The sequence below is a fragment of the Streptomyces sp. NBC_00464 genome, assembly GCF_036013915.1.
Classification (GTDB): Bacteria; Actinomycetota; Actinomycetes; order Streptomycetales; family Streptomycetaceae; genus Streptomyces.
In genome coordinates this window covers 4423911-4442078 of sequence record NZ_CP107899.1, presented here as the reverse complement: position 1 = coordinate 4442078, position 18168 = coordinate 4423911, and the positions used below count along the sequence as shown (strand labels likewise).

General features: G+C 72.1%; 18 protein-coding genes. 5 read left to right on the top strand and 13 right to left on the bottom strand.

The genetic code is table 11. The features are described from left to right. Positions 1 to 50: 50 nt before the first annotated feature. On the bottom strand, positions 51 to 2648 hold the full coding sequence (locus OG912_RS20050) for a bifunctional FO biosynthesis protein CofGH (RefSeq protein ID WP_327710546.1): 2598 nt from the start codon (positions 2646 to 2648) through the stop codon (positions 51 to 53). Between the two features lie 116 nt (positions 2649 to 2764). On the opposite strand from OG912_RS20050, the gene OG912_RS20045 reads away from it, so the two are divergent. Then, positions 2765 to 3451, top strand: a complete 687-nt coding sequence (locus OG912_RS20045) for an HAD family hydrolase (RefSeq protein WP_326740647.1) — start codon at positions 2765 to 2767, stop codon at positions 3449 to 3451. 54 nt (positions 3452 to 3505) lie between these two features. Here OG912_RS20045 and iolD read toward each other — a convergent pair whose 3' ends face one another. Genes iolD through OG912_RS20015 form a run of 6 tightly spaced genes read right to left on the bottom strand, consistent with a single transcriptional unit; the run spans position 3506 to position 9910 of the window. Then, a complete protein-coding gene (gene iolD / locus OG912_RS20040; RefSeq protein ID WP_327710545.1) occupies positions 3506 to 5362 on the bottom strand; it encodes a 3D-(3,5/4)-trihydroxycyclohexane-1,2-dione acylhydrolase (decyclizing) in 1857 nt (618 codons plus the stop codon). After that, entirely contained in the window at positions 5359 to 6198 is an 840-nt protein-coding gene (iolB, locus tag OG912_RS20035; protein WP_327710544.1) for a 5-deoxy-glucuronate isomerase, read from the bottom strand. Before iolB ends, iolD begins: the two co-directional genes overlap by 4 nt. An 11-nt stretch (positions 6199 to 6209) precedes the next feature. Next, the gene (locus OG912_RS20030; protein ID WP_327710543.1) at positions 6210 to 7085 is read right to left on the bottom strand and encodes a Cgl0159 family (beta/alpha)8-fold protein; all 876 of its coding nucleotides are present in this window, start codon (positions 7083 to 7085) and stop codon (positions 6210 to 6212) included. Next, positions 7078 to 8022 (bottom strand): 5-dehydro-2-deoxygluconokinase, encoded by a 945-nt coding sequence (iolC, locus tag OG912_RS20025; RefSeq protein WP_327713483.1) that lies wholly within the window; start codon positions 8020 to 8022, stop codon positions 7078 to 7080. Before iolC ends, OG912_RS20030 begins: the two co-directional genes overlap by 8 nt. 32 nt (positions 8023 to 8054) lie before the next feature. Next, positions 8055 to 8915, bottom strand: a complete 861-nt coding sequence (locus OG912_RS20020; RefSeq protein WP_443060997.1) for a TIM barrel protein — start codon at positions 8913 to 8915, stop codon at positions 8055 to 8057. Then, positions 8912 to 9910 (bottom strand): Gfo/Idh/MocA family protein, encoded by a 999-nt coding sequence (locus tag OG912_RS20015; protein WP_327710542.1) that lies wholly within the window; start codon positions 9908 to 9910, stop codon positions 8912 to 8914. Before OG912_RS20015 ends, OG912_RS20020 begins: the two co-directional genes overlap by 4 nt. Positions 9911 to 10083: 173 nt before the next feature. Here OG912_RS20015 and OG912_RS20010 point away from each other — a divergent pair, with 173 nt between their 5' ends. Together OG912_RS20010 and OG912_RS20005 are read left to right on the top strand one after the other, a co-directional pair. Further along, positions 10084 to 10827 (top strand): GntR family transcriptional regulator, encoded by a 744-nt coding sequence (locus OG912_RS20010; protein ID WP_327710541.1) that lies wholly within the window; start codon positions 10084 to 10086, stop codon positions 10825 to 10827. 278 nt (positions 10828 to 11105) lie between these two features. Continuing rightward, on the top strand, positions 11106 to 11504 hold the full coding sequence (locus tag OG912_RS20005) for a DUF6281 family protein (RefSeq protein WP_327710540.1): 399 nt from the start codon (positions 11106 to 11108) through the stop codon (positions 11502 to 11504). Between the two features lie 110 nt (positions 11505 to 11614). On the opposite strand, the gene OG912_RS20000 is transcribed toward OG912_RS20005, so the two are convergent. The 3 genes from OG912_RS20000 to OG912_RS19990 form a co-directional block, all read right to left on the bottom strand. Beyond that, entirely contained in the window at positions 11615 to 12232 is a 618-nt protein-coding gene (locus OG912_RS20000) for an SRPBCC domain-containing protein (protein ID WP_327710539.1), read from the bottom strand. Between the two features lie 50 nt (positions 12233 to 12282). Beyond that, on the bottom strand, positions 12283 to 12894 hold the full coding sequence (locus OG912_RS19995) for a TetR/AcrR family transcriptional regulator (protein WP_327710538.1): 612 nt from the start codon (positions 12892 to 12894) through the stop codon (positions 12283 to 12285). Positions 12895 to 13048: 154 nt separating this feature from the next. Beyond that, the gene (locus tag OG912_RS19990) at positions 13049 to 13705 is read right to left on the bottom strand and encodes a maleylpyruvate isomerase N-terminal domain-containing protein (RefSeq protein WP_327710537.1); all 657 of its coding nucleotides are present in this window, start codon (positions 13703 to 13705) and stop codon (positions 13049 to 13051) included. 126 nt (positions 13706 to 13831) lie between these two features. Here OG912_RS19990 and OG912_RS19985 point away from each other — a divergent pair, with 126 nt between their 5' ends. Further along, positions 13832 to 14230: a hypothetical protein gene (locus OG912_RS19985; protein ID WP_326736824.1), complete on the top strand. Its 399-nt coding sequence runs from the start codon at positions 13832 to 13834 to the stop codon at positions 14228 to 14230. An 87-nt stretch (positions 14231 to 14317) separates the two neighbouring features. Here OG912_RS19985 and OG912_RS19980 read toward each other — a convergent pair whose 3' ends face one another. Together OG912_RS19980 and OG912_RS19975 are read right to left on the bottom strand one after the other, a co-directional pair. Next, entirely contained in the window at positions 14318 to 14788 is a 471-nt protein-coding gene (locus OG912_RS19980) for a hypothetical protein (protein ID WP_327710536.1), read from the bottom strand. 116 nt (positions 14789 to 14904) lie between these two features. After that, positions 14905 to 16179, bottom strand: coding sequence for a serine/threonine-protein kinase (locus OG912_RS19975; RefSeq protein ID WP_327710535.1), 1275 nt, complete (start codon positions 16177 to 16179; stop codon positions 14905 to 14907). A gap of 293 nt (positions 16180 to 16472) precedes the next feature. Between OG912_RS19975 and OG912_RS19970 the strand changes: the two genes are divergently transcribed. Continuing rightward, positions 16473 to 16910, top strand: coding sequence for a hypothetical protein (locus OG912_RS19970; RefSeq protein ID WP_327710534.1), 438 nt, complete (start codon positions 16473 to 16475; stop codon positions 16908 to 16910). Between the two features lie 73 nt (positions 16911 to 16983). Here OG912_RS19970 and OG912_RS19965 read toward each other — a convergent pair whose 3' ends face one another. Further along, the gene (locus tag OG912_RS19965) at positions 16984 to 18024 is read right to left on the bottom strand and encodes a hypothetical protein (protein ID WP_327710533.1); all 1041 of its coding nucleotides are present in this window, start codon (positions 18022 to 18024) and stop codon (positions 16984 to 16986) included. Positions 18025 to 18168 lie beyond the last annotated feature (144 nt).

Below are 18168 nucleotides of genomic sequence, written 5' to 3'. Positions count from 1 at the left end.
TCGGCAGAGGGCGGCCCGGCTCATTCGCGCCGGACCGCCCCCTGCCCTCCTCAAGGCAGAACAGGCAGAACAGGCAGCACCGGCAGCAGCTCCGGCAGATGCCCGTCCGAGGCCGTCGCCGCCGCCACCCGCTCGGCCGGGACCTCTCCGTACAGCGTCGTACGCGGCTTCGCCGGGCGCCCGGCGGCCTCGGCCACCGCGACCAGGTCCTGAACGGACTTGTACGAGCCGTAACTCGACCCGGCCATCCGGGAGATGGTCTCCTCCATCAGTGTCCCGCCCAGGTCGTTCGCGCCCGAGCGGAGCATCTCCGCCGCACCCTCCGTGCCCAGCTTCACCCAGCTGGTCTGGATGTTGGTGATGTGCGGGTGGAGCAGGAGGCGCGCCATCGCGATGACGGCCCGGTTGTCGCGGTCCGTCGGGCCGGGGCGGGCGATGCCGGCCAGGTAGACGGGCGCGTTGGTGTGGATGAAGGGGAGCGTCACGAACTCCGTGAAGCCGCCGGTCTCCTGCTGGAGGTTGGCCAGCGTCCGCAGGTGGCCCAGCCAGTGGCGGGGCTGGTCGACATGGCCGTACATCATCGTGGAGGACGAGCGCAGGCCCACCTCGTGGGCGGTCCTGATGACCTCCAGCCAGGTCGCCGTGGGCAGTTTGCCCTTGGTGAGAACCCAGCGGACCTCGTCGTCCAGGATCTCGGCGGCGGTGCCGGGGATGGAGTCGAGCCCGGCCTCCTTCGCGGCGATCAGCCAGTCGCGGATCGACATGCCGGTGCGGGTGGCACCGTTCACGACCTCCATCGGCGAGAAGGCGTGGACGTGCATGCCCGGGACGCGCTCCTTCACCGCCCGCGCGATGTCGAAGTACGCCGTGCCGGGCAGGTCCGGGTGGATGCCGCCCTGCATGCAGACCTCGACCGCGCCCACGTCCCAGGCCTGCGCGGCCCGGTCGGCCACCTGGTCCAGGGAGAGGGTGTACGCGTCGGCGTCGGTGCGCCGCTGCGCGAAGGCGCAGAAACGGCAGCCGGTGTAGCAGACGTTGGTGAAGTTGATGTTGCGCGTGACGATGTACGTGACGTCGTCGCCGACCACGTCCCGGCGCAGGGTGTCCGCGATCCGGCAGAGCTCGTCGAGCGCGGGCCCGTCCGCGTGCAGCAGGGTGAGCGCCTGGTCGTCGGTGAGCTTCGTCGGGTCGGCGGCGGCCTGGCTCAGGGCGCCCTTCACATCGGTGTCGATGCGCGAGGGGACCATGCCGGGGGCCGCCGCCTCGCGGAGCGCCTCCCAGTCCCCGTACACCTCGTCGAAGTCGTTGCGCCGGTCGCCTGTGCGGCCCTCGGTGTCGATGGTGCGGTGCAGATCGGTGCGGCCTGAGGCGTTGAAACCCTCGTCGGGCTCCTGCCAGGGCAGACCGGCGGGGATCGCCCCCTCCTTCGCGAGCCCGGTCTCCGGATCGGCCAGCGCGCGGACGTGCGGGAGCAGGCGGGGGTCGAGCCAGGGTTCGCCGCGCTGGATGAACTCCGGGTAGATGGTGAGGCGTTCGCGCAGCGTGAAGCCGGACTCCGCGGTCCGCTCCGCCAGCTCGTCGATGTGCGGCCAGGGGCGCTCGGGGTTCACATGGTCCGGGGTGAGCGGCGAGACGCCGCCCCAGTCGTCGATCCCGGCGCCGACGATCAGCGCGTACTCCGCGTCGACGAGGTTCGGCGGGGCCTGGATGCGGGCGGACGGGCCGAGGATGTGGCGGGCGACGGCGATCGCGGCAGCCAGCTCCTCCAGCTCCGCGTCCGGCATGGCGCGCATCGCCGTGTCGGGCTTGGCGCGGAAGTTCTGGACGATGACTTCCTGGATGCCGTGGTAGGCGCGGGCGGTCCTGCGCAGCTCGAAGAGGGAGTCGGCGCGCTCCTCGTACGACTCGCCGATACCGATGAGGATGCCGGTGGTGAACGGGACGTTGGACCGGCCGGCGTCTTCGAGCACCCGCAGCCGTACGGCCGGTTCCTTGTCCGGGGAGCCGTGGTGCGGACCGCCGGGCTCGGACCACAGCCGGGTCGCGGTCGTCTCCAGCATCATGCCCATGGAGGGCGCGACGGGCTTGAGGCGCTGGAGGTCGGTCCAGGTCATGACGCCCGGGTTGAGGTGAGGCAGCAGACCGGTCTCCTCCAGGACGCGGATCGCCATGGCCCGTACGTACGCGAGCGTGTCGTCGTACCCCTCGGCCTCCAGCCACTCCCGGGCCTCGGGCCAGCGGTCCTCCGGCCGGTCGCCCAGCGTGAACAGCGCTTCCTTGCAGCCCATCTCCGCCCCCTTGCGGGCGATGTCGAGGACCTCGTCCGGCGACAGGAACATGCCGTGGCCCTCGCGGCGCAGCTTGCCGGGGACGGTGACGAAGGTGCAGTAGTGGCACTTGTCGCGGCAGAGGCGGGTCAGCGGGATGAAGACCTTGCGGGAGTACGTGATGACGCCGGGCCGGCCCGCCGCCGCCAGGCCCGCGTCCCGCACCCGGGCGGCGGACGCGGCGAGATCCGTCAGATCGTCGCCGCGCGCCTGGAGCAGGACGGCGGCCTCGGCAACGTCGAGGGCGACACCGTCTCTGGCACGCTTGAGGGCACGTCGCATGGAGTTGGTGGTGGGGCGTCCGCGCTGAGGATCGGTCATGAACCGAGCATACGAGCGAGTACCCGGCCGGTGACCGGCCGGATCTCCCGCAGGTCACCCACGCCCCTGGCGCCTCGGCCGCACAAGGGTCCTCGACCCGTAGGCTCGGCCCGGTGATGGAAACGATCGTCTTCGACATCGGCGAGACACTCATCCGCGACGACCGCTACTGGGCGTCCTGGGCCAACTGGCTCGGCGTCCCGCCGCACACGCTGAGTGCGCTGGTCGGGGCCGCGGTCGTCCAGGGGCGGGACAGCGCCGACGCGCTGACCATGCTGCGCCCCGACATAGACGTCACCGAGGCCTCGCTGGCCCGCACCGCCGCCGGGCGCGGTGAGCACCTGGACGAGTCGGACCTCTACCCGGACGTGCGGCCCGCACTGGCGGAACTGCGGTCGCTGGGCGTACGGGTGATCGTCGCGGGCAACGGGACGGCGCGGGCCGGGGAGCTGCTGCGGGGGCTGGACCTTCCCGCGGATGTGGTCGTCACCTCGGACGAGTGGGGCGTCGCCAAGCCGGACCCGGAGTTCTTCGCCCGCGTCCTCGAGGTGTCCGGCTCGGACCCTCAGTCGACGCTGTACGTGGGCGACCACCCGGCGGGCGATCTGTTCCCGGCCAAGTCCTCGGGGCTGCTGGCGGCGCACATCCGGCGGGGTGCGTGCGGGTACTGGTGGGCGGATCACCCGGATGTGGTGGAGACCGCGGACTTCCGCATCAGCGCGCTGACGGAGCTGCCGGCCCTCCTCGGCAAGGTGGCGGACACCCCTGAGCCGCCGCGGCCGAGGCTGCTGCGGGTGCTGTAGCGGGGCCTCGGCGGGCCGGCCCCCGAGACCGGCCGGCCCGTCGCCGCGGCCCCCTCAGAGGTACGGCCGCTGGGCCGACTTGGCGTCCACGTACGCCGCGCGTGCCGCCCCGGTCTCCGGGGCGTCCGAGACCTCCGCGACCGGCACGTCCCACCAGGCGCCGGAGGACGGCGCGGGCACCAGCGGGTCGGTCTCGATGTGGATCACCGTGCACCGGTCGGAGGCCCTGGCGTCCGCGAGGGCGCCCCGGAGTTCGGCGACGGTGGCGACGCGCAGGACGTCCGCCCCCAGGCTCGCCGCGTTGGCCGCAAGGTCGACGGGCAGCCGGTCGCCCTCCAGCGCTCCGCTGTCCGCGTCGCGGTAGCGGTACCAGGTGCCGAAGCGCGGGGCGCCGACCGTCTCGGAGAGCGCCCCGATCGACGCGTAGCCGTGGTTCTGGACCAGGACCACGATGAGCTTGACCCCTTCGGCGACGGCCGTCACCAGTTCCTGCGCCATCATCAGGTAGGAGCCGTCGCCCACCATGACGAAGACCTCGCGCTCCGGGGCGGCGAGCTTCACGCCGAGCCCGCCGGCGATCTCGTAACCCATGCAGGAGTACCCGTATTCGACGTGGTACTGCTTCGGGTCCGCCGGCCGCCAGAGCTTGTGCAGGTCGCCCGGGAGCGATCCGGCGGCGCAGATCACCACACCGTCCTCGCCTGCCGCCTCGTTGACCGCTCCGACCACCTCGGACTGGGCCGGCTTCGGGGTGTGTTCCAGGTGGTACGCGGCGTCCACGGCGGCGTCCCAGTCGCGGGCCAGTGCCGCGGTCCGCGCGCGGTACTCCGGGGGTACCTGCCAGTCGGCGAGCCCGGCGGTCAGTGCCTCCAGGGCGGTACGGGCGTCCGCGACCATCGCCAGTCCGGCGTGCTTGACGGCGTCGAACCGGGCGACGTTGATGTTGAGGAACCGCACGCCGGGGTCGGCGAACAGGGTGTGCGAGGCGGTGGTGAAGTCGCTGTAGCGGGTGCCGACGCCGATCACCAGGTCGGCCTCCCGGGCCAGCGCGTCGGCCGCCGTCGTGCCGGTGTGCCCGACGGCGCCGGCCGCGGACGGGTGGCCGTGCCGGAGCGCGCCCTTGCCGGCCTGGGTCTCGGCGACCGGGATGCCGGTGGCGCGGGCGAAGGCGTCCAGCGCCTCGGTGGCGCCCGCGTAGACGACTCCGCCTCCGGCCACGACGAGGGGGCGGCGGGCGGCCCGGATCATGCGGACGGCATCGGCCAGCACCCGGTCCTGCGGGGCCGGCCGGTCGATGCGCCACACCCGGGGCGCCAGGAACTCCTCGGGCCAGTCGTGGGCCTCCGCCTGCACGTCCTGGGGCAGCGCGAGCGTCACCGCGCCGGTGTCCACCGGGTCGGTGAGCGTGCGCACGGCGGCCAGAGCGGCGCCGATCAACTGCTCGGGGCGGCTGATCCGGTCGAAGTACCGGGAGACGGGCCGGAAGACGTCGTTGACGGTCAGATCCCCCGACCACGGCATCTCCAGCTGCTGGAGCACCGGTTCGGCGACGCGCGTGGCGAAGGTGTCCCCGGGCAGGAGCAGCACGGGGAGCCGGTTGATGGTGGCCCCCGCGGCGGCGGTGACCATGTTGGTGGCGCCGGGGCCGACCGAGGCGGTGCAGGCGAACGTCGACAGGCGGTCGGTCATCCGGGCGTACGCGGCGGCGGTGTGCACCATCGCCTGCTCGTTGCGGGCCTGGTAGTACGTCAGGTCGCGGTTCTCCCACAGCGCCTGTCCCAGCCCCGCGAGGTTGCCGTGCCCGAAGATCCCGAAGCAGCCGGCGAACAGGCGCCGGCTCTCCCCGTCCCGTTCGGTGTGCTGGGCGACCAGGAAGCGCACCAGCGCCTGGGCGACGGTCAGCCGGATCATGCCGTTCCTTCCGTGGTCGGTGCCGCGGGGGCGGTCGGAGCGGCGCCCCAGGTCTCGCGGATCCAGGCGTGCGCGGGGTCGTCGGTGATCCGCCAGGCGCGCTCGTCGTGCGGGCCGGCCATGACGTTGAGGTAGTACATCGGGTAGCCGGGCAGTGCGGCCGACGGGCCGTGCCAGCCGTCCGGAACCAGCACGACGTCACCGGTGCGGACTTCGGCGCTCTCGCCGACGGGGCCCGGCGGGCTGCCGCCGAGCCGGTGCAGGCCGAAGCCGCCGCGGCCGATCTCGAAGTAGTAGACCTCCTCCAGCTCCGACTCGGTGGCGGTGTGCTCGTCGTGCTTGTGCGGCGGGTAGCTGGACCAGTTCCCGTCCGGGGTGAGGACCTCCACCACGATCAGGCGGTCGCACGCGAAGCCGTCGGCGCTGGCCAGGTTGTGGACCCGGCGCAGGCAGGAGCCCGTACCGCGGGTCTCGACCGGTACCCCGTCGGCCGGTCCGCGGCGGAACGGCAGATCCCGCCGGGCCGTGCCGCTCGCCAGTGCGAAGCGGCCGCCGCCGGGGCTGCTGATGACGGCGTCGCTGCGGCGGGGGACGTAGGCGAAGTCGCTCACGCCCTCGAAGACCCCGGGGCGCCCGGCCAGTTCGAACTCCTCTGCTCCGCAGCGTACGGAGCAGGAGCCGGACAGCGGGAGCACGATCGCCTCGCGTTCCTGCGTACCGAACGACTGCGAGCCGCCGGGGGCGAGCTCCAGCACCCGGAGTCCCGTGTGCCGCATGCCGGTGTCCACGGACCAGGGGCCGTGTGCGGTGTGGCCCGCGGGCTGATGGCCGTCCATGGCGCCTCCTCTCACAGCAGGCCGACGGCGGTGTCCACCGCTGCGGCCACGTCGTCGTCGGGCGGGTAGAGCAGGGACCGGCCGGCCACCAGGCCGCGCACGGTGGGGAGCCGGAGCGCCTTCTCCCAGGAGGCGTACGTCTCGTCGGGGGTGCCCGGAGGGTCTCCGCCGAGCAGCAGTGCGGGCAGCGTCGAGGCTTCCATCACCGCTTCCATGTTGTCGACCACCGGGACCTTCAGCCAGGTGTAGGCGGAGGTGCGGCCGAGGCCCTGGGCGATGGCCAGCGCCCGGACCATGGGCTCGGGGCGCAGGTCGTTGACCGCTCGCCCGTCCGGACCGCGCCTGACCCAGAAGGGCTCGACCAGGGCGGTCAGCCTGCGGTCGGCCAGTGCGGAGACGGCGTCCGCACAGCCCGCCAGGGTGGAGGCGGTGGCGGCGTCGGTCGGATCGATGCGCAGGAGCATCTTCCCGGCGTTGAACCCCATCTCCTCGATCGAGGCGGCGTCGTAGGCGGTGAAGCGGTCGTCCATCTCGAACACGGTCTCGGGTACACCGCCGCGGTTCATCGAGCCGATGACGACCTTGTCCTCCAGGGCGCCGAGCAGCAGCAGGTCCTCCAGTACGTCGGGAGTGCCGAGCACGCCGTCCACGCCCGGGCGTTCCAGGGCGGTGAGCAGGCGGTCGAGCAGTCCGGCGCGGTTGGCCATGGCGTCGGGGCGGCCGCGCACGGCGAGGGCGCCGCGGGCGGGATGGTCGGCGGCCAGCAGCATCAGCCGGCCGGAGGGCTGGATCATCGGGCGCCGGCTGCGGCGCTGGGCCGCCTCCAGGATCGCCTCGGGCCGCCGGGCCCGGGTCTCCATCAGGGTGTGCAGCACTCCGTCACGCATGCGGTGCCGCTTCGGGGGTGTGGGCGTGGTCCATCATGTTTTCCACCTGTGGGGTTGTCGGCATGTCGGGGGCGCAGAAGAGCCGCCCCGCGACGAAGGCGCCCGCGGCGTTGGCGAAACGGAGGGTCCGCTCCAGTGGCCAGCCCGCGAGCAGGCCGTGGCACAGGGCGCCGCCGAAGGCGTCGCCCGCTCCGAGACCGTTGACGACCTTGACGGGGTGGGGGGCGACGACGACCCGCTCGGTGGCGGTGCGTGCCAGCACGCCCGCGGGTCCTTGTTTGACCACGGCCAGTTCGATGCCGGTGACCAGCAGGGCGTCGGCCGCGGCGTCCGGGTCGCGTTCGCCTACGGCCGCCTCGCACTCGTCGAGGTTGCCGACGGCCACGGTGGCTCCCGCGAGGGCGGCCCGCAGTGCGGGTCCGGCGGCTTGCGGGGAGGGCCAGAGTCCGGGCCGGTAGTCGAGGTCGAGCACGGTGATGCCCGACCGGCCGCGGGCGCTCAGGGCGGCGAGGTGGGCGGCGGCGCTGGGTTCGGCGGAGAGCCCGGTGCCGGTGACCCAGAGCAGTCCGGCCGCGCGCACCTCGTCCAGGTCCAGTTCCTCGGGGCGGATCCGGAGGTCCGGGGTGCCGGGCGGGCGGTAGAACCAGATGGGGAAGTCGTCGGGCGGGAAGACCTCGCAGAAGGTGACCGGGGTCGGGGGCCCGGCGACGGGATGGACCCGGGCGGCGTCGACTCCGTATCCGCGCAGCTCGGTCCTGAGGTAGTCGCCGAAGGGGTCCTGGCCGGTGCGGCTGATCAGCGCGGTGCGGCGGCCGTGCCGGGCGGCGGCGACGGAGACGTTGGCCGCGCTGCCGCCCAGCTGCTTGCCGAAGGTCTCGACGTCGGCCAGGCCCACCCCCTGCTGGAGCGGGTAGAGGTCCACCCCGAGCCGTCCCATGACCAGCACCTCGGGCGCGGGCTCAGCGGCCGTCACGACGTCACCTTGAGCAGATGGGCCAGGGATGCCTCGACATCCGCCAACGGCCCCTCGCCCACGGCGGGTTCGGCGTCGAGCACGGTGTCCTGTTCGAGTACGTACCAGCCGGTGTAGCCGGCCGCGTCGAGCGCCGTGGTGATCGCGGAGATGTCCACGTCACCGCGGCCGAGCGGCTGGTAGAGGCCGGTCCGGACGGCTTCCGTGTACGTGATGTCCCCGGCCCGGACCCGGGCGGCGAGCGCCTCGTCGACGTCCTTGAGGTGGACATGGGCGATGCGGTCGGCGGCCCGTCGGGCCAGGGCCACGGGGTCGTTGCCGCCGGCCAGCAGGTGCCCGGTGTCCAGGCAGAGGGGGACGGAGCTGCCGGTGAGGACGCGTTCGACCTCGTCCGGGCCCTCGACCATCGTGCCGATGTGCGGGTGCAGGGTGGCGGTGATGCCTTCGGCGCCGGCGTGGGCGGCGATCCGGTCGAGGTTGGCCAGCAGGGTGTCCCATTCCCGTGCGGAGAGTTCCGGGCGGGCGTCGTAGCCGTCGGATCCGGTGGCGGCGGCCAGGACCAGGGTCCGGGCGGACCCGAACCCGGCGAGCGCGCGCCGGACCTCGGGCAGCGGGTCGCGGCCGGGGTCGTGGAGGACGACGGGGACGAATCCGCCGACGGCGGTCAGGCCGTGACCGGCCAGCAGTTCCGCGCGGGCGTTCGGATCCTGCGGCAGGAAGCCGTCGGGCCCGAACTCGGTCGCGGCCAGCCCTGCGGCGGCCATCTCCTCCAGCACCCGCTGCGGGGCCATCTGGTGTCCCCAGCCCGGGACTTCGCACACGCCCCAGGAGATGGGGGCTGCGGCAACGCGGATCATCGGCCCGCCTCCTCTACTCGTACGGGACGGCCGGTGCGGCACGACCGGTCGGCGGCCTCGGCGACCAGCAGGGCGGCCAGCGCGTCGTCCCCGGTGCAGGGGCTGGGGCGGGTGCCTGCGGCGACCTCGGTGAAGGCGGTCAGTTCGGCGACGTACGCGTCGCGGAAGCGGCTGAGGAATCCGTCGTGGGAGACGGATCCGGGCTGCGGTCCGCCCGCGGTGAAGCGGAGGGGGGCGTGGGCGTCGAGACCGGTGGCCAGGGTGCCGCAGGAGCCGGCCACCTCCATCCGTACGTCGTAACCGGCGCCGTTGTAACGGGTGGCGGTGCACGTCACCAGCGTGTCGTCGTCGAGGGTGAGGACGGTGACCGCGGTGTCGACGTCTCCGGCGGCGGTGAAGTAGGACTCGCCCCGGTTGGCTCCGGTGGCGCTGACCTGGACGACCTCGCGGCCGGTGACCCAGCGCACGATGTCGAAGTCGTGGACCGCGCAGTCGCGGAAGATGCCGCCCGAGGCGGGCAGGTATCCGGCCGGTGGCGGCGCCGGGTCGGCGGTGCACGCCCGGACGGTGTGGAGCCAGCCCAGCTCTCCGGCGGCGACGGCGTCGCGCAACGCGGTGTAGCCGGCGTCGAAGCGGCGCTGGAAGCCGACCTGGAGCGGGACGCCGGTGCCGTCGAGCTCCGCCAGCAGGGCGCGGGTCTCGGCGAGGGTGCCGGCGATCGGCTTCTCGCAGAAGACCGGCACTCCGGCGCCTGCGGCGGCCCGTACGAGGTCTGCGTGGGCGGCGGTGGGAGCGGCGATCACGACGGCGTCCAGGCCGGAACCCAGCAGCCCGTCGAGGTCGGGCGCGTGCTCGGCACCGAGTTTGACGGCCAGTTCGTGCGCCTGGCGTTCGAGGGAGTCGTGGAGGACGACCCGCTTCACGGCGGGCAGTCCGATCAGGGTCTCGGCGTGGAACGTGCCGATCCGGCCGGTACCGATGAGTCCGATGCGCATGCGCGAATGCCTCCGGTTCGAGGAGGAGTGGATTCCTGTCTGATCCCTGCCCCTGATTTGTATCCTCGGCACTCACAACGAGTCAAGCATTTGTTCTGACATATATACGTACTGAGCTTGCGTCGAAGCGTGCGGCATACTGAGCGCCTGGTACTACGTGTCGAGGAGTCCCCATGGAATCGATCACCAGGCTGATAAGCATCGACCGAAGCAGCCCCGTACCGCTGTACTTCCAGGTCGCACAGCAGCTCCAACAGCTCATCGAGTCCGGCACGTTGGCGCCCGGAACCCGGCTGGAGAACGAGATCTCCCTGGCCGACAAGCTCGGCCTCTCCCGCCCGACGATGCGTCAGGCCATGCAGCACCTCGTCGACAAGGGGCTCCTCGCACGCAAGCGCGGGGTGGGCACCCAGGTCGTCAACAACCGGGTGCGCAGGCAGATCGAGCTGACCAGTCTCTTCGAGGACCTGAAGCGGGACGGCCGCCGGCCCCGTACCGAGGTGCTGTCCTTGGAGACCGTGCCCGCCGCGGGCACCGTCGCGGTCGCACTCGAACTCGAACCCGGCACGCCCACCGTGGCGCTGCGCAGGCTGCGTTACGCGAACGACGAGCCCATAGCCGTCATGCACAACCACCTGCCCGTGGACCTGCTCCCCCTGACCGCGGACGACCTCACCGAGTACGGGCTCTACGAACTGCTCAAGCGGGCCGGCGTCTCGCTGCGCACCGCTCGTCAGACCGTCGGGGCGCGCAGGGCCACGGCGGCGGAGGCCCGGCTGCTGGGCGAGGGCCGCAGCGGCACCCTGCTCACCATGGAACGTACGGTCCAGGGCGACGCGGGGCGCCCGGTGGAATTCGGCTCACACCTCTACCGGGCCTCCCGGTACTCCTTCGAGATGACGCTGACCGCGCACTGAACGGCCCGGCAACCGGCAACGGGCGGGCCCGCGGCCCTGCGCACCTGTCCGGCGGCCTCACGGGCCTCCGATGTGGCCGCGTCCACCTCTCCCGGCCGGTCCACCAACGGCGGCGGCGCGAGGGAGCGGTGGCCGAACCGGCAGGACGCGTCCAGGACGGGCCGGTGCCGTGACGGGCCGAGCGATCCCGGGCCGGTAGGCGGGGGCGGGGAACCGGGCCCGGGTCGCCCACGTCTACTCGGCGTCGCTCTTCGACGTATCCACTGAGGGGGCCCACCATGAACCGGACCGGAAGATCGGCAGGCGCGCTGCTGTCTGCTGCCCTGCTGATGGCAGCAGCCGCGTGCACGGCCGACGGGGACAACGGAGGCGGCGCATCCGCGTCCTGCGCCAACCTGTTCACCTACGACGACCACTCGTATCTGGACGTGCAGCAGGTGGACTTCACGGTCGGGAGGAAACTCGGCGTCGCCACCCAGCCTCCCTGCAACGACACCGGTCAAAGCGACAGGACCGACGAGCCGACCACGACGACGAACGCCTACAAGGTGGCCGGCCTTTCCCCGGAAGTGGCCGTCGCCATCGGAGACACGCCCAAGGAGGCGCTTCTCTTCGCCGCTCACACCGGTGCGGACCTTCCCCCCGAGGTACAGAAGTTCATCGACGGGGCCGGATAACGCACTGCGCGGACGCGCAACGGCTGATGCGGGTGGATGGGGCCGGCGGACGGCTGCCGACCGGCCCGGTTCGCGGCCCGGAGCGGCGAGTGCCGCCCGGGCCGCCCCGCTCAGCCCGCGTCGGCCCCGCCCGCCTCGGTCCGACGGGCGAGCGCCTCATTCATCGCACGGAACTGCGGAAGGGTGTCGGCCCTCAACTGCCCCTCGAAGAAAGGCACCGCGACACCGGTGAAGGATTCGCTCTGCGTGAGACGGACTCGATGCTCCCCGATCTCCTCGATCACGAACCGGTGCTCCCCGTCCGCGATCCAGCCGGGCCCCATCCTCCCGAGCCAGCGCAGCTCCCGGCCCGGCTCCACGGTCAGGACTTCCGGGGTGAAGACGGTGTCCCCGGTCCTGTCGTGCATCACGTTGCGCAGGGTCGCGCCCTCTTCGAGGCGGCCGCCCTCCGACGTCACCTGCGTCGAGGTGAGGAAGGGGTTCCACTGCGGATAGGCGGACAGGTCGGTCAGCACCTGCCAGACCTCGTCGGACGACGCCTCGATCTCGATGGAGGCGGTCAGCCGGACGGGGTGGGTATTGCTCCACGCCGTGTACCCGCCGAGCAGGGCGACGAGCGCCGCCCCGGCCCCGAGGAGTACGCGACGCCTGCGGCGCCGGGCGGGAACGGGAGCGGGAGCGGAAGCCGTGGGCGCATCGGTCGGCGTGGAAGGTAAGGCGGCGGTCATCGTCGTACTTCCTCTCGTCAGGAGTTACGTGGTCCGGGGCCCGGCCCGCCTCAGGCGGCGGCGCCCCGCAGCACACTCGTCACCAGCCGGTCGACGTACGCGGTGCCGATGGGGCGGCCGGTGATGAGCAGCCGGTAGTACAGGGCGCCTGCCAACTGGTCGAACAGCACCTCGGGCTCGATGTCGTCGGCCAACTCCCCACCTTCCCGGGCCTGTTCGATGAGGCGGAGCACCAGGGCGTTTCGCCGCACGAACATGGCCTGCACCGCGGAGCCGATGTCCGCGTGCCGCGCCGCGGCGGCGGCGACCTCGGCGACGAGCCCGGCTGACGCGTCACCCGACGCCGCGGGGCGCCCGGCGAGCCGCATCCGGTCGAGGCCGCCGGCGATCGCGTTGAGGTAGCGCGTGAGATCGGCGCGAACGTCGCCCCGGTATTCGACGGGGACCTCGTCCTGCATCCGCGCCACGACGGCGACGACGAGGTGGTCCTTGGTGGGCCATCGCCGGTACAGCGTGGTCTTGGCGACCCCGGCCCTCACCGCCACTTCGTCGACCGAGAAGGCGTCGTAGCCGCGTTCGAGCAGCAGCTCCAGGGCCGCGCCGGTGATGCGCGCGTCCGCCGCCTCGCTGCGCGGCCGACCGCGCCGGACTGCCGGTTCCACGGGCCCACCCCTTATCGCTACGACCGTTTCGTAAAACGAAGGTAGTGCCGCGCACGGCATTACGCAACAGCCGTAGCGAAAAGTCGCGACAGGGCACCGGCAGGGCGCCCACACCACAGAACGGTGACCGTCACCCCCGGTCACTCAAGCCCCGTCAGCCGAGGAAGAGCGGCAGTCGCGCGGCCAGGTCGCCGAGTTCGGCCGCCTCCGCCTCGGTCGGGCCTCGTCGCCCCGTGCCGATGAGAAGGGCGTCCCGGTCCGGGAGCGAGGCGGGGAACGGCGCCCCGGCAATCGCTTCGAGGAGCGCGCGCGAGCGGGCGAGGCCCTCGGCCGGCGGGTCCGCCGCGTCCGGGAGGTGTGCGACCAGGTCGAGGTGGTGCAGCGTCCACTCCAGGACGTACGTGGTGAGGTACTCGTCGACCGTGAACACCTCGTCGCGGGTACCGACCCCGGCCCCGGGATCCGCGAGTCCGGCAGCCCGCCCCGCGGCCGAACCCACGTCGTCGAGATGGAACTTGAGCAGCCACGGCTCCTCGTACGCCGCCGCGAGACGCACGGTCAGCGCGTCGAGCGGGTCGTCGCCCGTCGGCGGCGTGCCGGACACCTCCCAATAGGTCACCGCGTCCCGTGTCGGCTCCGCAGCGGTGGGGGTGGCGAGCGTGATCAGGACGTCCTGGGCGTCGATGACCAGGTGGCACACCAGATCGCGTACGAGCCAGCCGGCGCAGCCGGAAGGGCGGGCGAAGTCCTCATCCGGGAGATCGGCGACCGCTGTACGCAGCGCCGCCCATGAGCGGGAGAAAAGGTCCATCGCCGCAAGCTAGCAGCGCCGGCCCGGACCCCCCTTCCCCACGGCACCGTCCTGTCGATCGCGCACGGGCGGCTTCCCGTAAAAGATCATTGACGGGACGTTCCGTGCAGGCCAGGGTGACCATCCATGGGAGCGACGGGCGGGGCAGAGCTCCGAGAACGTACGAGCAATCTGCGCACACTCGGATGGGCCGGTTCGGTGGCCGCGACGGCCGCGGCCGTGCTGACGGCCGCGCTCCTGGGGCGGGCGTGGAGCGCCTGCGACGTAGGCGTGAACAACTCGGCCAACGGCGGCTTCCTCCTCTGGGTCTTCATCCCCGTTCTCACGATCGTCCTGCTGCTCACCTGGCTGGGCACCCTGGCCGTCCTGCACACGCGCCCCCTGCCCTGTGCCGTGGTCGGCGGAGCGCTCGTCCTCGCCGTCTCCTGGTGCGCCCTCTCCCTCTTCTGGGAAGGCACCACCTACCACTGCCCCAGTGGTGTGCCGCCGTGGTGGCCGGACTTCGTCCCGCATCCCGGCTTCTGACGTACGGCTCCGAGCAGGCCAGAGGATCAGGTCGAAGACAGAGCCGCTACGACTCCCGAGGGCCCTGTCGAAATCGTGTGGCTCCGCTCATGACTGGCCACTCGTGCTCAAGTCGAGTACGGAAACCTGGCCGACCGCGGCAAACAGAATGAGCGGCAGTTCCTTGTCGGCCTGGCCGAGCGCCAGCGCAAGCCAGCGATCCCCGTCCGGGAGCGGCCACACCTGCATGGTCACAGCTTGTTGGCTGAGGTAGTCGAGCGGTTCAGGCACCGGCTCTCCCTCGCAGGCAGCGCTGAGATACGGTGCGAGGTCCACGACGAACGCATTGCCCCATCGAGTCGTCAGGCGTACAGACAGGTCGTCGAGGCATGCCTGTAGTTCGGCTTCGGCCTCAACCCATGCCTGCCCGTCGTCGTCATCCCAGAAGTCCCGACTGACCTGCAGATCGCGCACATGATGCTCCGGCCCACCTCCTCCGGAGGCGTCGGCATAGGTCGCCTCCGGGAACGGCCGCGCAGCCAACGCGTCAATCATCGAGAGGTATTCCTCGGTGGTCATGAGGGCAGGCTAGGGGACCGCGCCGACACCCACCACCGCCCATGCGCGCCAACCAGGATCGACCGGACAGCTCCTGCTGGACGGGGCGCGCTGCGATGCCGCCGTGGCCCTGGGAGCTATCTGAAGAACTCCAGGACCAGCGGCAGGTCCTCCAGCCATTCCCGGAGACGGGCCCGCCTGCGAGCGGCGATCAGACACGGATACGCGGTGCCGTTGTGGAAGCGGACCGTGACGCTGAGGTGCTTGGTGCCCCAGGCCGCGTACTCGACCGTGCTGATCTGGGCCCAGGTGAACTGCACTTCACCGGCCGCCGTACCGAACTCGACGCCCACGGAGTCGATCAGGAGGTGGCTGTCCGAAGCCACCGCGATGAAGGCGACGTCACTCTCGGTGCCGGGCGCCGCCTGGCCCGCGGGGCTGAACGCGGGGGCGAACCCGGGGCCGAAGCCGGGGCCGGGAACGGGGCCGGGAACGGGTGCGGAGCCGGGGGCGGCGTCGGCCGGAGCCTGGTTCCACTGCCACGGAGCGGCGTTGGACGGCGCGTAGGAGGGCGGCGGCGGTGCCGCCAACGTCGGGGGGTGCGCCGCACCGCCCGCCGCGAACAGGTCCAAAAGACCTTCGGGCGTGGGCCGTTGGGCGGGCTCCTTGGCCAGGCACGACGCGACGATCGGCCGCAGCCCCTCCGGCAGCGCGGCCAGGTCCGGCGTCTCGTGCACCGACCGGTACATCAGCCCCATCGGCGTACCCGCCCCGAACGCACTGCCGCCCGCCGCCGCGACCAGCACCGCCCCGAGCGCGAACACATCGGCCGCACCGCCGACTTCCTGCCCCTGAGCCTGCTCGGGCGCCAGGAACCCCGGCGTACCGAAGGCCATGCCGGTGGCCGTCAGACGGGTCGACTCCAGTGCCCGCGCGATACCGAAGTCCAGGACCCGCGGCCCGTCCGAGGCGATGATGATGTTCCCCGGTTTCAGGTCACGGTGCACCAGGCCGCAGCGATGGATCGCCGCCAGCGCCTCGGCAAGGGCGGCGCCCAGCTGCCGCAGCAGCGCCTCGCCCATCGGCCCCTCGGCCTCGATCAGCGCGGAGAGCGTGGGCCCGGGAACGTACGCCGTGGCCAGCCAGGGCGCCGCCGCATCCGGGTCAGCGTCCACCACCTGCGCCGTGTGGAAGCCGCCGACGCTGCGCGCGGCCTCGACCTCGGCGCGGAACCGCTCCCGGAAGTGCGGGTCGGTCGCGAGCTCCGAGCGCGCCACCTTCACGGCCACCGCACGCCCGCCGCGCGAGCGCGCCAGATAGACGACGCCCATCCCGCCGGCGCCCAACTGCCGCTCCACGGCGTACCCGCCGATGCTCGCCGGCAGGCCCGTACCGTCCGCCCCGTACCCCATGCGTCGTACGCCTCCCCGTGTGCTTCAGCGCATCAGTATGACGTAGGCATGACGGGTGGCCGCTCCGAACCCTGCGCTCGAATCCCGGCGGAAGCCGCCGCCCGGAACGGGCGGTGTTCTCGTATCCCGCGATCGTGCCTCGCCGGGCACTCCCGCCGGCCTGGGCACGTTGATCTCGAAGAGAGTTGTCCGGACCGAAGCAGTCCGACGAGGTCTCGCTCCCGGGCGGGGCATCGCGGAAGACGATCTCCGGAAGGCGCTCGCCTTCCCTCACTCGCAGAGGTGACACAGAAGTGATCGCAGACCTGATTGCCTCAGCAGTGGGCGCGTTGATCCCGGTCCCCGGCCGACGACGCCGGGAACGAGCCCGGGAAGAAGCCTTCGCGAACGGCGCCGAAGTGACCTTCGAGGCGTACATCCTGGGCGACCGCCCCTACTGCCGGCCGGTCCCTGTCTTCCTCTCCGCCTCCCGGACCGCACTGTATGCGTCACCCACCGAGGTGAGGGAGCTCAAGCGCAGCGCTCTGCCGACCGAGCACATCGGGGTCCGCCGGATCCGACGCCGTACGCGAACGGATCCGCACACCATTCCTCCGTACTGGTACCTCGCCGAGTGCCGCGACGGGCAGACGGACATCCTGATCGCCTGCGCTCCCCCGGACATGCGCTACGTGGCCCTGGCCCTCGGCGCACAGGTATCCACCCGGAGCTCCTGGACCGACGGCCTCTGAGCTACGTACATGGCCCGGCCTGCCCCGCCCCGGCATCGCGCCGTCCGCCCCGGCCTCCACCGAGGCAGAGCGGCTACCCGGCCGCGTCGGAGAAGCTCACCCGCACCGCGACCACCGAGCCCGATGCGTCCAGGTCGGCCGACACCGGGAAGTAGCCGTCTCCCCAGCTCGTCATCGCGCACAGCAGTCGGGCGTCACCGACATCCACGGTCCCGGCCTCGACCTCGGAAGCGCGGACCTGTCGCATGACCTGCCAGTGATGGGAATGAGGCCGGAAGTCCACCATCATGCGGCGCCCGGTCTCCTCCTTCCAGCTCTGCACGGCGAGAGCCTTCTCCATCGCCTCCGCCACGGCCAGCCCGGTCCACCCTCGGACCCCGTCCTCGCCGGGCTCGCCCAGTTCCGATGCTGCGAACGTCACGGCGGCTTCCTCTGCGGCGGCACCCCAGAACGCGACGTCGGCCAGGCCGTCCACCGGCTCGTCGTGCTGCCAGGCGTTCAGCGCATCGACGTCGCCGAAGAGCACGCGCGCCCAGTCGACGCCGATGTCACCCAGCAACACGGACGACTCCGCTTCGGCTGCGCTCAGGCGAACCGATATCTCGGACCAGCGCGGTCCGATGCCGTCTCCGAAATCGACCCGCGAAGCGAGCACCGGCAGACGGACGTCGCTGGGCACCCCTCCCACCGCGACGACAGGCACCCCGAACATCAGAAAACCTCCGCCGCCTTCAAGGGCGGTACGGCGCGCGCGTCGGGCGTGTGGCTCACGGTTCGCCAACGCCTCCAGGCGAGCGTCCAGACCGGCGGCCAGACAGTGCTCCTCGAACAGCGTGCCGAGCTCGGCAGCCCGAGAGGCCGGGATGTCGTGGAGCATGGCACCCGGCTGCCGGCCGAAGCTGCGAGCCGCTGCCGCTGCATCCGGCCCGACCACGGCGAAGTCGACCGAGTTGCGCACTTCGGCAGCCGCCGCCGGGTCGTGAACGCCCAGCAGAGCTGGATCGACCTCTGCCGGCGACCGCTCGCCGCTCCACAAGCCGAGATGACCGCCGTCAAGGACGGCCATAACCCCCGACGGGCAACTGATCTCGCCGAGCCTGAAGATCTCTTCCATGCCGCGCGAGTTTACGGACGCGAGGACGGCCGCCAAAGTTGGGAGAGGTTTGGGCGGCCACGGGCAACGACGGACGGGCGTTGCCAGGCCGTACGTACGCCCAAACCTCTCCCAACTTCTCCCGGAGCCTCGGGGCGGCGGCTC

Bases quoted from the DNA above. Each gene is read 5' to 3' on its own strand.
- OG912_RS19985 (WP_326736824.1), top strand. From the start codon at position 13,832: ATGGGAGCGACGGGCGGGGCAGAGCTCCGAGAACGTACGAGCAATCTG.
- OG912_RS19980 (WP_327710536.1), bottom strand. From the start codon at position 14,788: ATGACCACCGAGGAATACCTCTCGATGATTGACGCGTTGGCTGCGCGG.
- OG912_RS20015 (WP_327710542.1), bottom strand. From the start codon at position 9,910: ATGCGCATCGGACTCATCGGTACCGGCCGGATCGGCACGTTCCACGCC.
- OG912_RS20050 (WP_327710546.1), bottom strand. From the start codon at position 2,648: ATGACCGATCCTCAGCGCGGACGCCCCACCACCAACTCCATGCGACGT.
- OG912_RS20010 (WP_327710541.1), top strand. From the start codon at position 10,084: ATGGAATCGATCACCAGGCTGATAAGCATCGACCGAAGCAGCCCCGTA.
- OG912_RS20005 (WP_327710540.1), top strand. From the start codon at position 11,106: ATGAACCGGACCGGAAGATCGGCAGGCGCGCTGCTGTCTGCTGCCCTG.
- OG912_RS19975 (WP_327710535.1), bottom strand. From the start codon at position 16,179: ATGGGGTACGGGGCGGACGGTACGGGCCTGCCGGCGAGCATCGGCGGG.
- OG912_RS19990 (WP_327710537.1), bottom strand. From the start codon at position 13,705: ATGGACCTTTTCTCCCGCTCATGGGCGGCGCTGCGTACAGCGGTCGCC.
- OG912_RS19965 (WP_327710533.1), bottom strand. From the start codon at position 18,024: ATGGAAGAGATCTTCAGGCTCGGCGAGATCAGTTGCCCGTCGGGGGTT.
- iolD (WP_327710545.1), bottom strand. From the start codon at position 5,362: ATGATCCGGCTGACCGTCGCCCAGGCGCTGGTGCGCTTCCTGGTCGCC.
- iolC (WP_327713483.1), bottom strand. From the start codon at position 8,022: ATGGGACGGCTCGGGGTGGACCTCTACCCGCTCCAGCAGGGGGTGGGC.
- OG912_RS20000 (WP_327710539.1), bottom strand. From the start codon at position 12,232: ATGACCGCCGCCTTACCTTCCACGCCGACCGATGCGCCCACGGCTTCC.
- OG912_RS20030 (WP_327710543.1), bottom strand. From the start codon at position 7,085: ATGCGTGACGGAGTGCTGCACACCCTGATGGAGACCCGGGCCCGGCGG.
- OG912_RS20020 (WP_443060997.1), bottom strand. From the start codon at position 8,915: ATGATCCGCGTTGCCGCAGCCCCCATCTCCTGGGGCGTGTGCGAAGTC.
- OG912_RS20045 (WP_326740647.1), top strand. From the start codon at position 2,765: ATGGAAACGATCGTCTTCGACATCGGCGAGACACTCATCCGCGACGAC.
- iolB (WP_327710544.1), bottom strand. From the start codon at position 6,198: ATGGACGGCCATCAGCCCGCGGGCCACACCGCACACGGCCCCTGGTCC.